This window comes from Serratia sp. 14-2641 (assembly GCF_001692375.1).
GTDB classification, from domain to species: domain Bacteria; phylum Pseudomonadota; class Gammaproteobacteria; order Enterobacterales; family Enterobacteriaceae; genus Chania; species Chania fonticola_C.
The window spans coordinates 269,321-282,258 of sequence record NZ_LXKR01000001.1; the positions used below are offsets into that span (position 1 = coordinate 269,321).

Annotated in this window: 10 protein-coding genes; 3 read left to right on the plus strand and 7 right to left on the minus strand. The window is 48.1% G+C overall.

Annotated elements, in window-relative coordinates; genetic code table 11:
• Window positions 1-4: 4 nt before the first annotated feature.
• Together A6U95_RS01180 and A6U95_RS01185 are read right to left on the minus strand one after the other, a co-directional pair.
• Window positions 5-697, minus strand: a complete 693-nt coding sequence (locus A6U95_RS01180) for an MgtC/SapB family protein (protein ID WP_121609008.1) — start codon at window positions 695-697, stop codon at window positions 5-7.
• Between the two features lie 165 nt (window positions 698-862).
• Window positions 863-1,651, minus strand: a complete 789-nt coding sequence (locus A6U95_RS01185) for an ATP-binding cassette domain-containing protein (RefSeq protein ID WP_065683125.1) — start codon at window positions 1,649-1,651, stop codon at window positions 863-865.
• 556 nt (window positions 1,652-2,207) lie between these two features.
• Here A6U95_RS01185 and A6U95_RS30475 point away from each other — a divergent pair.
• A complete protein-coding gene (locus tag A6U95_RS30475) occupies window positions 2,208-2,390 on the plus strand; it encodes a hypothetical protein (RefSeq protein ID WP_098930403.1) in 183 nt (60 codons plus the stop codon).
• A 39-nt stretch (window positions 2,391-2,429) separates the two neighbouring features.
• Here the strand turns inward: A6U95_RS30475 and A6U95_RS01190 are convergent, their stop codons facing one another.
• The 3 genes from A6U95_RS01190 to A6U95_RS01200 are packed head-to-tail and all read right to left on the minus strand — an operon-like array spanning window position 2,430 to window position 5,885.
• Window positions 2,430-3,506 carry a porin gene (locus A6U95_RS01190; protein ID WP_241810609.1) on the minus strand — a complete coding sequence of 359 codons (1,077 nt, stop codon included), beginning with the start codon at window positions 3,504-3,506 and terminating at the stop codon, window positions 2,430-2,432.
• A gap of 46 nt (window positions 3,507-3,552) precedes the next feature.
• The gene (locus A6U95_RS01195; RefSeq protein ID WP_065683127.1) at window positions 3,553-4,344 is read right to left on the minus strand and encodes an ABC transporter ATP-binding protein; all 792 of its coding nucleotides are present in this window, start codon (window positions 4,342-4,344) and stop codon (window positions 3,553-3,555) included.
• Between the two features lie 14 nt (window positions 4,345-4,358).
• Window positions 4,359-5,885: an ABC transporter permease subunit gene (locus A6U95_RS01200; protein WP_198927281.1), complete on the minus strand. Its 1,527-nt coding sequence runs from the start codon at window positions 5,883-5,885 to the stop codon at window positions 4,359-4,361.
• 1,250 nt (window positions 5,886-7,135) lie between these two features.
• Here A6U95_RS01200 and gspS point away from each other — a divergent pair.
• Window positions 7,136-7,528: a type II secretion system pilot lipoprotein GspS gene (gene gspS, locus A6U95_RS01205; protein ID WP_241810603.1), complete on the plus strand. Its 393-nt coding sequence runs from the start codon at window positions 7,136-7,138 to the stop codon at window positions 7,526-7,528.
• A gap of 48 nt (window positions 7,529-7,576) precedes the next feature.
• Here gspS and gspB read toward each other — a convergent pair whose 3' ends face one another.
• Both gspB and pulA read right to left on the minus strand, forming a co-directional pair.
• Window positions 7,577-8,314: a type II secretion system assembly factor GspB gene (gene gspB, locus A6U95_RS01210; RefSeq protein ID WP_241810604.1), complete on the minus strand. Its 738-nt coding sequence runs from the start codon at window positions 8,312-8,314 to the stop codon at window positions 7,577-7,579.
• Window positions 8,315-8,340: 26 nt separating this feature from the next.
• A complete protein-coding gene (gene pulA, locus A6U95_RS01215; protein WP_065683130.1) occupies window positions 8,341-11,604 on the minus strand; it encodes a pullulanase-type alpha-1,6-glucosidase in 3,264 nt (1,087 codons plus the stop codon).
• Between the two features lie 539 nt (window positions 11,605-12,143).
• Between pulA and gspC the strand changes: the two genes are divergently transcribed.
• Window positions 12,144-12,923 carry a type II secretion system protein GspC gene (gspC, locus tag A6U95_RS01220; protein ID WP_241810605.1) on the plus strand — a complete coding sequence of 260 codons (780 nt, stop codon included), beginning with the start codon at window positions 12,144-12,146 and terminating at the stop codon, window positions 12,921-12,923.
• Window positions 12,924-12,938: the final 15 nt, after the last annotated feature.

The following is a 12,938-nucleotide window of genomic DNA, read 5'->3' on the forward strand; positions in this document are numbered from 1 at the left end:
GTTTTTAACCAGAGCCACAAATTCGGCTATAATAGGCCTGTTTCATCATGCTATCGCCAAGTAAAGTATTGACGGTTTTATCAAGTACCGTAGTAGTGACAGAGGCAGGCATGAGAGTTGCGGTGATCTCTACGTCATCATCGCCAAAAGGCTCGATATCCAGGTGCGAGATAAAGCAGTTTTCGGCTTGCATCACCTTTTTGAATTTGGCTAATGCTTCACGTTGCTCGTGTTCAAATGCAATAACGCAGATCTGGTAGGTGGATTCACCGTTAACATCGCTGAAGGGTTGTTTGTTGACCATATTGACGATCGGGCGCAGCAGTGTGTTGGCAGCCAGCACGTATAAGGTAGCGGCCAGTGCATCTCCATATAATGCACAACCCGCACAGGTACCGACGGCTGCCGATCCCCAAAGCGTAGCCGCTGTGTTCAGGCCGCGGATATTCATTCCTTCTTTCATGATTGCCCCGGCGCCAAGAAAACCGACGCCAGAAACCACATAAGAAATCACTCTTACCGCACCCCCACTGCCATCAATGGTCATAGCCAGATGTACAAAAATAGCTGCGCTGGTGGCAACAAGCGTATTGGTGCGTAACCCGGCGGTGCGTTGCCGGAACTGTCTTTCATAGCCAATAATTGCGCCAAGTAACGATGCCGTTGATAGCGTTATTAATGTTTGAATAAAATGCATGATAAAAACCAACATGTTATCTGCTTATCATGAAACACCGATAAAAAGGTAACTCTTGATAAACAGGTAGTTAAAATGGCAGATTTTTCATCTGCCAAACAGCGATTAGAAATTGATATTATTCCTATGCAAACGCGGGGCCGCGGCGTTTGCATAGGTTTGCCTTTAATAGGCCGAAGTAGCAATTTGCTGGCTTAGCTCAGCGCTGATTTCTTCGATCAGGCTTTGCATTGAGCGTTTGTTCCGCTCCTCACGCCGAGTGGTGATTTCATAATTGCCGGTAACGGTACCGGGTTCTGAACCTAGCAAAATAATCCGATCTGACATCATTACGGCTTCTGTTATGCTGTGGGTTACTAAAATCATGGAGCGAGTTTTTATTTTTCGCGTCGACCAGATCTGCATTAGGTCTCTGCGCAAATTTTCTCCGGTATAAATATCCAGGGAAGAGAAAGGTTCATCCAGTAACAACAATTCAGGTTCGACGACGAGCGCACGGGCAAACCCCACCCGTTGGCGCATACCACCGGAAAGTTCTCGTGGGAAAGCATTGCGGTACTTTTCCAGACCAATCAGGTTCAGCATTTTTATCACCTGTTTGTCGATGGTGTCTTGGGAATAATGCTGTGCCTGCAATCCAAAGGCGATATTTTGATAGACGGTTAACCAAGGGAAAATAGCAAAGTTCTGGAAAACCATATTGATTTGTGGGTTAGGGCCTGAGACTTTGACTTCACCCAGCATGACATCCCCAAAATCAGGCGATATCAAACCTGAGATGATCCTCAGTAGGGTGGATTTTCCCGAGCCGGATTTCCCTAATACGCTGATCACTTCATTGTCATAGACTGTGAGGTCGATATCACTAAGGACCAAATGTGATTTTTGGGCCGTAGGTTGGAAGCTCTTACTAACGTTGCTGACAGTAAGTAATACTTTTTTCTTGGCCATCATGTTTCCTTGGTTATGTTTTAAAAAACAAATAGTCGAATAGGATATTCCGCTGAGTTTTTCACAGGAACATTCAGACGTGAAAATTTACACGGGAGAATGCCTGTGGCCATATTGGTCTGATTAATAAGTTGAATTCGGGTTATTGAGAGATGCTGTCAGCTTGGGATCGCCTAGTATAGGGCGCTGAAGGAGGTAAGAATATAGTGCAGTTGTGACGTGATGACGTCACATACGAATACTTTTCAGGGCGCAGTAAAATGACTATTGCGCCTAAGCCTCCAGCAGGCTCAATAAACCAATGAATAACGAACCGTCGGTGTCCATAATTTTATCCTGTATCAAATCGGAGTCTCATAGTACCCACAAGGGTCAGGAAGCTCAATAACTGAGTGGTGTTTTAGAACTGCAAAATGTAATGTAATATTAATGGGTGTCGCAAGGGTTGTTTAAACTAAACATAGCGTCAACGAGGTTGTAGTTTAAATGAGTGGTTGGCTATAAATTCCGGAGCAAGAGAAGTGAAACTAAACCGTTAAATGATTGTAACGCAGTCAATGTGGCAGTTATTATCTTTGACTTCGCTATGATAAACACTGTAATTTCAGAGGGAAATGCCTATTGGCAATGTGGAATGGAGAAAGAAGCGGCCAACATGATTGTATTCACTGTTTTTGACTTTCATACATCTGTCTTGCTTGCTGCCTTTTATCCATTCAAAAACGATAAAAAAGCCCAATGAGGCCAAACCTCATCAGGCATGTGTTTCACGCTTAACTTCTCAGAACTGGTACATAATCCCCGTCTCGACGACATCATCAGCACTTAAACCGGCTGCATTCTGTTTATCCAACAGATCCAGTTTGTACTCTACATAGGTCGACATATTGGCATTGAAGCTATAACTCAGCGCCATATCTATATACTTGACCAGATCGGTATCACCGATGCCAGGCAGGTCACGCCCACGTGACTGCAAATAGGCAAGAGAAGGGGTGATGCCAGAATCAAAGTGATACTGCGCCACGGCTTCGACGGCATCGGCCTTTGGTGCAAAGCCGGTGTAGTTGCCACCATCCACGTAGGTCATGTTCTGAGTGCGGGTATAGTTTGCTGCCAGATAGAGGTTATCCCGATCGTACTTCAGGCCTAGAGTCCAGGCTCTGGCACGATCGCCATTGGCCAGACTAAAGCTACGCTGTGCCTGTGTTCGATCCGAATTGGCGTAGGCACCGCCAGCGCTTAGCCCCCAACCCATGTCGTAGGTCGTGGAGAAGGAATATCCATCGCCGTTTTGTGTCTGTAGGTCTTGCGTGTGATGAGCGTCGTCTCCCCGATTCTTTCCCTGATATTGCATGCCGATATCCAGGCCATCAATAATCCCCCCCAAACCCTGATTATGATAGGTCAACATACCGTTGCCCCGACTGGTCATAAAGTTATCGGCAGCTTCATAACTGTCATTACCAAACTCGGGTAATACATCGGTCCAGCTGCCAACATCATAGAGTAAACCGTAGTTGCGCCCATAGCTGATGCTGCCAAACGGGCCGAATTTCACCCCGGCAAAACCCAACCGCGTATAGTTACCATTTTGCTCGCCGTTTTCCGCTCCGTTCAGCCCAATCTGATATTCCCACTGGCCGTATCCTATGATGTCATCATTAATTTGTGTTTCACCTTTAAAGCCAAAGCGAGTGTAGGACTGATCGCCGCTGCTGCCAGCATTATTACTGAAATAATGAACGCCATTAATCTGCCCATATAAATCCAATTTATTACCGTCTTTATTTACGATTTCTGCAGCCAACGTGGTGCTGGCTACTGGCAATAGTAACCCCAGTACAGCCAAGTACATTTTATTTTTCATATCAATAACCTGATGTTAATAAATGTGTTGAAAGTTATGATGCTTTTTGTGATATCGCAATTTTCTTATACAAACGATCGCTGGTTTCATCAATAATAGAGGCCATATTCTGTCTGCCCCGTGATCCTCGTGGCCTGTCGATAACGATCTCATCGGTGATCTGCCGGCTATTGGCATCCATAATGACGACTCGGTCAGACATCATGACTGCTTCTTCTATGTCATGGCTCACCATGACGATGGCGCTGGTATTATTTTTTTTATTCGTCCAGATATTCATTAAATCCGTCCGCAGTTTCTGCGCAGTGAAGATATCAAGAGAAGAAAAGGGTTCATCCAACAGTAAAACTTTGGGTTCCACGGCTAATGCTCGGGCAAAACCTACGCGCTGGCGCATACCACCGGAAAGTTCACGGGGCCAGGCTTTCTCATACCCATTCAAGCCAACCAGCATGAGTAATGCTTTCAGCTTTTTGTCGATCAAATGCGGTGGCAAGTCTTGTGCTAGCAGGCCAAAGGCGATGTTGTCATACACCGTGAGCCACGGATAAAGAGCATAAGACTGGAATACCATGCTGATATCGGCATCGGGTCCTTCGATAGGTTTTCCAGCCAGCGATACCGTACCGGTATCAGGGAATATCAGGCCGGCAAATATGCGCATCAACGTTGATTTACCTGAACCTGACTGCCCAAGGATGGTAACGAATTCACCCTTGTGAATATTCAGATTCACGTCGCGCAGAACTTCCTTGGGGAGCTTGTTCTCTCCAAGGAAGGCTTTGTTTACCTGCTTGGCACTGAGCACCACTTCTTGAATAGTCATTTAATTTTCCCACGTTAATCATATTTGAATTTGGTTTCTGCTACGCGATACAGCGGCTGCCAGATAAAGATTACGCATAACGCCACCAGTGAGCACATGGCAGCGCAGCCCAGCGCGGACTCCGGGTTTTTACCGGCATCGGTCACGACTGAAATAAAAGCGCCCAGCCCGGTAGTACTGATCGTGGTTGCTCCCCATTGAATGACCTCTGCTGCAATGGCGCTATTCCAGGCACCGCCTGCTGCAGAAATAATGCCGGTAACGATGTAGGGGAAAATCGCGGGCAGCATATAGTAACGCCACCATTTGAAACCCCGTAAACCGAAGGTTTCGCTGACTTCGGTGATATGTGATGGGATTGCCGTGACGCCAGCAATGACGTTAAACAACACATACCACTGTGTGCCGAGCATGATCATTGGAATCGCCCACCAGCCAAGGTCCTGATGATAAACAGCGATAAAAGCGGCGATCAGAGGATAGAAAATATTTGGTGGGATAGCAGCCAGGATTTGAATGATCGGTTGGAAGAATTTCACCAGGCGTGGATTCATACCTATCCAGACGCCGAGTGGGGTGAAAATCACGATACTGAGCACCATTGCAGCCACTACACGCGCAGTCGTCAGCAGCATCCATTCAGGCATCATGGCGAAGTATTGTTTTGGGAAATACTCCCACAGTTGATACCCGAACCAGGCACAGGCCATGACCACCGCGAGATACCAAGTACTGCGCCACAGCCAGTTGGCTTTTGCGGTGATACGAAACAGCTCGTGCAACCCAAGGCCGTACCAGATCTGCGGCAGCTTAAACAGCCATAAATCAGCCAGCATGCGCAGGGCCGCTGACAACATTGATCCAATATGGGAATCGCTCAGGCAGTTATAAAACCATGAGCTGCCCTCAGTTTTATTGGCGGTAACATCTTCGTATTTGAAACGGGAGGTATAGCGAACCAACGGGCGAAAAACCAATTGGTCGAGCACGATAATATTGGCTGCCAATGTGATCACAGCAAACAGAATAGCGTGCAGGTTTTGCTGCGCCAGCGCTTCGGCAATATAGGAACCTACTCCAGGCAACGCCACCGATTTATCGTTGACCGGGATGGCCTCCGACGCTACCAGAGCGAACCATGCTGCCGATTGTGACACCATGGCATTCCATAATAACCCGGGTACGGAATAGATAAACTCTAACCGCCAGAAACGTTGCCATGGATTGTAGTTGAAACTGCGTGCGGCTTCGTCCAGTTCACTTGGAACAATGCGCAGCGTTTGGTACAACGTTAGCATCATGTTCCATGCCTGGCCGGTAAATACCGCAAAGATAGCGGTACACTCCAGCCCCATCACGCTGTGTGGGTACAGGCCAAGAAAATACACCGTGGTGAAGGTTAAAAAGCCCACCAAGGGTACTGACTCCATAAAGTTGACGAAAGGTAATATCACCCTGCGTAACGGCACGTAGCGAGCCGCTAAGACGGCAAAGACGATGGAGAATAGCAGTGACCAAATCATGCCGATTGCAAACCGCATTGTCGTTCTTAGTGAGTAATAGAAAAGATTCCAGGTGTCCAGACTAATGGTGCTCACGCTGTGTTCATCGAACGAACCGTGCATGTCTCCCCAGGCACGGATAAGAAAGACGATGACCAATGATGCTATTACAAAAACAATAAGGTCATTTAGATAGTACTTTCTAGAAATAGATGTACTTCTGTTTTTTTGCATAATGCCAATCCCATAAATTTCTCAAAAAACCGGCGGTAACGTCAGCTTAATAAAGCCGATCGCCTCCGTTTTAAACGAACATATATAGCTTGAGATAAATTAATTTGCTGATTGTTACGCTGATGGTGAACGATGAATACTACAGGAACAGGCATGACAAGCCGGTATTATCAGATGCCAAGGCACATCGACAGTGCCAGGCCGTTGCTGATAAGCCGTTGATTGATTGTCTACATTCTGTTTATTTCAGAATGTAGCATGAACTACATTACTGAAATTTATCCAGTAGTACTAAGCTAAAACTAAAACTTCCATCGTCCATAAGGCCCCCGTGGTGAGAATAAAGCGGTGAGATAGTAATGCTTGAACATAATGAATAGCAAGTAGATGTGATGGTTTTCATTATTGTATATGTAACAGGATGAAAATTGATTTTTTAAATGATATATCCATAAACTAAAAAGGGGAGGTGATATCGTCAGATAGACAAGACATCAGAAAATTGAAGCCTATATAGTTAATTTGAATGTATTTTTAAAATTGAGTAAATATAATTACTTTTCTTTGAGTTAGGCTTCTTCTTGGTGGACTGTTTCTTCGCAACATTATGAATGACCCCGCGCTTTCAGGAGGTTCGGGAGGAGGGGAGTATCAACTCACCATGTCATCCCTTCATATCTGCCAAGATCTTAATGGCACTTGGTTCCAACGTAACACGGTCTATGTTGCCTGCTTTCATGCGCTCGGACCTCATCGGAGCGGCAAGCTGAACCGTCGCAAGGTGCTGGCATGCATGAACGGGGTGCCAATGCCCGTACTGATTTTCTGCATTAACTCTCCCGCTCAATTGTTGACGAAAACCAAGCACTAATCATAGATATCGTTAGCCTTGTCGCGCAGCGCTCTACTTGTGTGGCGACGAGGTAAAATGCAAAGCACTGAAAATGAATCTGCAAGCGGGATCGCAATAAGGAAAACTTTTCTCTCTAGCAAGTGACAGTGCTGGGGGATTTGTTAAAATAGAACCACTTAATCAAGATAAGATTATTATTATCATGCAGTTAACTCAGATTTTTCGTCTTGTCCCCGTGTTGCTTTTGCTGGTAACGGCGGGTTGTCAGCAACCACGTTCTTCTGTGCAAAAGGGTCCGATCACCCTTAATGAACAGGTAGAACAGCTGGCGTCGGTGGTTGCTGGTACCAAGTATTTAAAATATAAGTGCAATCGTAGCGACTTACCCAGCGATGCGGTCATTGACAAGGTTGCCTACAAAGTCGCCAAGCAACGGGGCTGGAATAGCTCTAGCTACGGGGCTTTGCCGCAGCGTAGTGAGGAAATTTATCAAAGCCTGATGAGAGACAACACGCCGGAACAAACCAAGTGCAGCAGCTTTAACAGCCTGTTAGCACCTTTTACCGACGAACTGCGTGCAGAAAGAAGCAGTTAGTGACACCAACTTGGTGTCCTGCGCCAGTGTACGGGCTAGCGGTAAGATTTATTCTGATCCTTCGGCGGCGCTTTCTCTCTCTACCTTGCCGCCCGGCCAATCTTCTAACGCGTCAAGTGTGAATACATCGCCATTGAAGTTAAAGATAGTCACGTCCTGTTGTATTTGCTCAATCGTAAGGTTGGGGGCAGGGCTGTCTCCTTCCTGATAACGCTGCCCGTTCAGCGTGATGCTGCGTTTGTCATCTTCCGATGCGTAAACGTGCGCGCTGTATCTTAACGGGGCTAATTCATCACTGGCTAAGGAGGGGAGGACTTTTTTATCTGCTCCCACTTGCTGCGCCGGTTTATTTTCCTCATGCGCAGTTCCTATATCAGCGTTGGTGACCGTATGCCTGGGCATCTCCGTTTTTATCGCGGCAGAGGGGGCAATTTGAGTCAACGCGGGGGCTGCGAAAGCTTGGTTGTTACGCCAGTGCTGTCCGGAAAACCAACCTATCGCTATTAACAACAATGCATACACTGGCAGCAGATAGCGGGGAATAAACAGCCCCTTGGCTGGTTGAACGCTGACTTCTGGCTCTACTATCGATTTATTGTCCACATCCCTGAACCTTTCATTGACGCTGATTTCTACAGCCAGAGGTTTTTTATTGGCGTGTCGCCAACGCTGGGGCAACGCCAAAGTATGAAGGGTATATCCTGCCAGAAAACTCGGGTCAATAGCATTGAACTTATATTCGGGGTTGATGTGACTCAGTTGGTTTAACCTCTCGTTTCGGGCCACCTGATGGTGACCCGAAACGGACCGTTTTATTTACTGCTTACAGGCAAACCTGTGCCTTGGGCAGAGACTTGTTGTTTGACCAACAAGGCTACCGACCAAGCGGGAACGGTAACGCTGCCCTCTGCGGTAATGTTGACACCGGAGGCGAGTGAGCGGTCTCCCAGGTTTTGTTGGATTGGGCTCAGGGTGAGGTTTTCACCGGTAAAGTCATTAAGCGTTCTGGCTTCCGGCGCTGCGTTGATGATAACGACTAACGCATCGGCTTGTGGATCAAGATCGTTGCCCGCCTGAATGCCGTCATCAATGGTCATCACCAGTAAGCCCAGTTGCTGTTCTGCACCTGTGTTACGGAAATCGACACGCTTCATCACTTCATGGCCGCTACCCAAGGCAATCAGAGGCGAAGATTGGCGCAGTTGGGTGAGTTCCTGATAGAACGAGGTCATCTGCGCGATCTCTGTTTGGCCAGGTGTGGCAACAGCATCTTTTACGCTGGCGATCAGTGAATAGTTGTCACCATCATCGCTGATGCGTGGCATACCAACGTTGAAGTTGTTGTCTTGATAGCTGTAATCCACACGGTTGTACCAGTCCCCAGCATCATATGAGTCACGGGTAAATGACTTGGAACGCAAGAGTTCTGAACCTTGTTGATCGAATGCCAGCCCTTGACCCAACAACGTCGTGGCCAGTGACACCGCCTGCATGCGGACGCGAGTGGTGAGATCGGCTTCACGTGCGGCTTTGTAACTGATCATATCCCATAAGGTTTGGTTGTCGTGTTTGGAAACATAGTTGACCACTTCGGTCGGATCGTTGGCATAACCCCCAATCGCCCCGTTATAGTCAATTTCGCTGCCTTTCTTGACGGAGCCATCTTTATCGATCAACAGGAACTCAGCCAGGTTTCCGGCCATGCCCAGACGGGTCAGATCGGCCAGATGGCGCACGGTATCCTCATTTTGCTGGGTTAACTCGTTAGCCAATACTCCAGCGCCGTTACCTACCCCCTGGTTTTGACGCAAGGCATCACCAGAGTCAAACGGGCCGCCTCCGCGAACAGCATCACGCAGGCGATCGGAGAAGGTGCCAATGCCGGTGCCTTTCAACGTGATCTGCGAAGCGATTTCGAAGCGATCGTCCTGACCAGAATTCCAACCTTCACCAAAGAAATAAACGCTGGGGTTCACCGATTTTACTTTCTCCCGGGCAGCCAGGATTTGTGCTTTCGGATGATAGCCCATCAGGTCAAAGCGGAATGCATCAATCTTGTAGTCTCGGCTCCAGACCACCAGAGAATCTTCAATCAGTTTGGCAAACATCCGGTGTTCGGGGGCTGAGTCGGAACAGCAGGTGGCCGACTCTACACTACCCGTAGTTTCGTTCAAGCGTTGATAATACCAGGGCACGATTTTATCCAGCACCGAGGTACGATCCGTTGGGCCAGCCGCATTGGTGTGGTTATAAACCACGTCCATGATGATGTTCATGCCCAATTGCTGCTTTATGTTCTGCACCATGGTACGAAACTCTTTGATACGGGCAGAGCCTTCGGGATTGGTAGCGTAAGAGCCTTCAGGCACCGTGTAGTGGAACGGATCATAACCCCAGTTGTAGGAGTCAGTCTGAGCCACATAGCCATTCAATTCCTGCACCTGCGGGTTGTCCTGGCTGTCATTCTGTTTCAGTTCTTCTAGTACATCACCGATGGAGGTTGAACTTCCACAGTAGCCGGCAAAACGGCTTTGCTTGACGGCGCTGTTCAGTTCACAAAGCCGACTGAATGGATGGGTGAGATCCGCCACTTTGTCGTTGAACTCATTGACGGTTGCCAGATCGAACACCGGTAGTAATTCAATGTGGGTTACGCCAGCTTGCCCAAGCTGCCTGAGATGCTGCACCATATTGCTGTCGATGGCAGTCAACGCCAGATATTTGCCCCGTACCTGTTCAGGAACGGTCTGATCCCAGGCGGAAAGATCGCGGATATGTGACTCATGGATGACCATCTTGGCAATATCAGCCTGGCTGGTCTGCGGGTGGGGCATTGTCAGGCCGTCCCAGCCTTCTGGTTTCAACGCGCTGTCATTGAGATCCACGACCTGGCTGTATTCGGAGTTGGTGGAGAGGCTATGGGAGTAAGGGTCGGTGACTTCATACTGCTCCACTTTGCGCGTTTGCGGATGATAAACGGTCAGGGCGTAACGATAAAAAGCGTCTTTAAGGTCGTGACTTCCTTGATATGACCAGGCACCCGAATCGTTATCTCTGGTCATCGGATGGCTGCCAATGACTTTTTTATCCGCACTGTAGATCACCAGTTCTGCCTGCTGGGCCGTTGGTGCCCAGACACGGAAAGTGACGCCAGAGTCGGTCAGCAGAGCACCATATTCCAGGCTTTCCGCAGCGGCTGAGAAGCGATCATCGAGAACACCAGCGGTCTGTACCTGAGTGGCTGAAATAAGGATGCCGTCCTGATTGGCGGCCAGTGCGACGGTCTCGCCGCTAAGCAGTTCGTCGACTTTTGCATTATCCGGCAACTTGAAGGCGGCATAGCTCGAAAGGTGAGGGAAGCGCGAACCCAGTTCCTGGCTGATGCTGGTCGGTGTCAGAGAAAGATAGCGATCGGTAAATTTCCCTTCGCTGTTGGCAGCCACTTTGCCACTGTGGTTGTAGTACAGACGCACGATAGGTTTCCCTTCCGCGGCAGGCCACAGCAGGGTGTGTTTATCTACCCAATGGGCTTCAGCCAGAGCAACCCCGAAGGCCGCACGGAAAGCTTCGGCACGGGTATCATAAAGCGTGCTGCTACCTGCAAGGGTAGAAACGGTCCTGTCAGGAAAGTCACTGAACGATAAACGCATATCCGCATCAATCAGCTTATTGGTGCCATCACGCAAAATGAAGTTGATACATCCAGTCGTTTTGGTCAGTGGGAGCACCCAATACGGGCCATAACTGTCGCTGCCTGTCGGTGTTGTACTGGTGTCATTCCAGTCCCCAGAGGGGTTATCCAGGGCGTCACAGGTGTCGTTATTCCATAAAAACAGGTTCTTGGTACTGTAATCAGCGGCGGAGCCGCTGGTGATACCAGCAATATCGACCAGATGAATTACCGCCTGGTTTTCATCTGCCATGACGGCTTCGCCAGGCATCGCTATGTCAGGTAGGCGTGCAATCGGCTCTTGGTTGTTGGTGTCAGGGCTAACGTCTGAAGAATTATTATTATCACAGCCGCTTAATATGACAAGCGAGCCGAAAAGTAGGGCATTACAGGTATTTTTCAGCATTCTAAATTCCCTATCAGGCTTACATTATAGAAAGTAAAAAATGGTATCAATGTGTAAAGCAGTGGTATTAGATATTGCATGATGAGGAGGAGCATCCTCCTGCTTTAGGAGGAGGAGGGGCGTAGGTGGAAGGAGGAACCGAAGTTTAGAGGAGGGAGATAAAACAGGTTAAAGCGCTTTTATGCTGGCGAGATTAAGAAATAAATAGCTATAAAAACAGAAAGATAAATTATTTCGATAAGCAAAAATAATGATTTATTATTTAGGGGAGTATGTATAAAGTAACCACTTCTGAGAGGATGTATTCAGAAACGTAAGGGCTGACAGCGGTACTGAGTTGTAAGGTTTTAGTCATAATCTTACATATTCTCAAACGACAATGCCCCAACGATATGCCCACCGATTGACTGATATCGGTGAACTTCTAGCTGGCGTAAACAGAGAAGCAGGCAAAGGAAGGCAAGATGCGATTTTCTGTAATGTTATCGGTGTGCAGAGAGGCTACTTTCAGGCTGTTAACGCCGCGATGGGCTTTATGCGTGCTGTCACTGTTGATTTGCAATCAACTCGCCTTGCTCACCTGGCATGGGCTCCTGCCCTCTGAAATATCCCCCGTACGCTTATCCAAAGCAGACTTCGCACCAGTAACAACGGGCGGTGGGGGTGAGTCTGAACGTTACCGCTTCACCCTCTTTGGTACTTCGCTACCCTCATCTTCCGCCACTAAGCATTCGGTCTCTGACCAAACCCTGTGTAACGCACCGCCTTCTTCTCTCAAGCTAAACCTTACCGGCATTGTCGCCAGCCCCAATTCAGAGCGTTCCATCGCCATTATCGCCAAAGACAGCAAGCAGTTCAGCCTTGGCGTGGGGGAGTTGGTGCCTGGTTATGACGCCCGAATTGCGTCAATTTTTGCCGATCGTATCGTGATCTCCTATCAGGGGAATTATGAGTCGTTGTTGTTGTTCAGCGAGCAACCCGAGGCCGCTAAGAGTGACAAAAAAACTTCAGCGTCGCAGCTCAAGGCACAGCTGCAAAAGCAGCCGCAAAGCATTCTCAATTACCTGAATATCTCACCGGTGATGGTGGAGGACAAACTCATCGGCTATCGACTCAATCCGGGCAAACAAGGGGAGTTATTCCGCAAGGTCGGGCTGCATGAAAACGATCTTGCCGTAGCGCTTAATGGCCTGGATCTGCGCGATGCACAGCAGGCTCAACAGGCATTGAAACAGCTTTCAGAACTCAGTGAACTGAATCTTACCGTTGAGCGTGGCGGTCAGTTACAGGATATCTATTTGGCTCTTGGAGATGACTAATTGTTGAATACAAAA

What these genes read in the sequence shown, in the direction of transcription:
- A6U95_RS01195 (WP_065683127.1), bottom strand. Translation starts at nt 4,344, where the DNA reads ATGACTATTCAAGAAGTGGTGCTCAGTGCCAAGCAGGTAAACAAAGCC.
- A6U95_RS01200 (WP_198927281.1), bottom strand. Translation starts at nt 5,885, where the DNA reads ATGCGGTTTGCAATCGGCATGATTTGGTCACTGCTATTCTCCATCGTC.
- A6U95_RS01180 (WP_121609008.1), bottom strand. Translation starts at nt 697, where the DNA reads ATGCATTTTATTCAAACATTAATAACGCTATCAACGGCATCGTTACTT.
- pulA (WP_065683130.1), bottom strand. Translation starts at nt 11,604, where the DNA reads ATGCTGAAAAATACCTGTAATGCCCTACTTTTCGGCTCGCTTGTCATA.
- gspS (WP_241810603.1), top strand. Translation starts at nt 7,136, where the DNA reads ATGCAGTTAACTCAGATTTTTCGTCTTGTCCCCGTGTTGCTTTTGCTG.
- A6U95_RS01185 (WP_065683125.1), bottom strand. Translation starts at nt 1,651, where the DNA reads ATGATGGCCAAGAAAAAAGTATTACTTACTGTCAGCAACGTTAGTAAG.
- A6U95_RS01190 (WP_241810609.1), bottom strand. Translation starts at nt 3,506, where the DNA reads ATGTACTTGGCTGTACTGGGGTTACTATTGCCAGTAGCCAGCACCACG.